The sequence below is a fragment of the Sulfitobacter sp. HI0129 genome (assembly GCF_001635395.1).
GTDB lineage: Bacteria > Pseudomonadota > Alphaproteobacteria > Rhodobacterales > Rhodobacteraceae > Sulfitobacter.
Genome location: NZ_LWGH01000277.1, coordinates 1 through 623 on the forward strand (window position 1 = coordinate 1; position 623 = coordinate 623).

At 55.1% G+C, this 623-nt stretch carries 1 protein-coding gene; it reads right to left on the bottom strand.

Translation table 11 applies throughout. The annotated features are described in order from the left end of the window. Nucleotides 1-107: 107 nt before the first annotated feature. Nucleotides 108-623: MarR family winged helix-turn-helix transcriptional regulator (locus tag A3764_RS05895; RefSeq protein ID WP_236628061.1), on the bottom strand; the 516-nt coding region annotated here is incomplete at its 5' end.

Below are 623 nucleotides of genomic sequence, written 5' to 3' on the forward strand. Positions count from 1 at the left end.
CGGAATTCTCGGCCAAGGCCTTGCGGGTCGCGGCGCGCGTTGTGGTGACAACAATGATAACTGACATGTCACCGAGGAATTCCTCGATCAGGTCGCAAACGGTCGGATCATCCTCCGCTAGGAGGATCTTTCGAGTTCGAGTCATCTGGGGCACTTTTTAAATTCAAGGAAATAGTTCGAATAGATCTTATAAATTGAAGCTTTTCAGCCTTAGGTAGAGATAATATGCGATCCGCGATTACTTTGATAGGGTCCTCATTCAACTTCTCGCGACCTTCCACAGTCAGGCTGACCGTCTTCGTGCGATTGTCTGCAGGGCTAATGGCCTGTTCGACATAACCGCGCGATTCCAGTGTTTTCAGGGCCCGGGCCACGGGCGCACGGGTCAGGCCGAGATACCGCGCGATCCAGCGCAATTCGTTCCGGTCCGCCGGGGTCTTGCGCAGATACCGCAGGATCGACCATTGCAACGGTTGAACCGCGCTCGACCCCTTGTCGCCATAGATGTCGCGAATCATCCGCTCAAGCAGGGTGGCGGCGGCTTCGGCCTCTATCTGGTCGGCTTGGTTCTTCATTCTTTTCCCGGAGTCCCTGGTGGTTCCATCACGTATGCGGGAGATTAC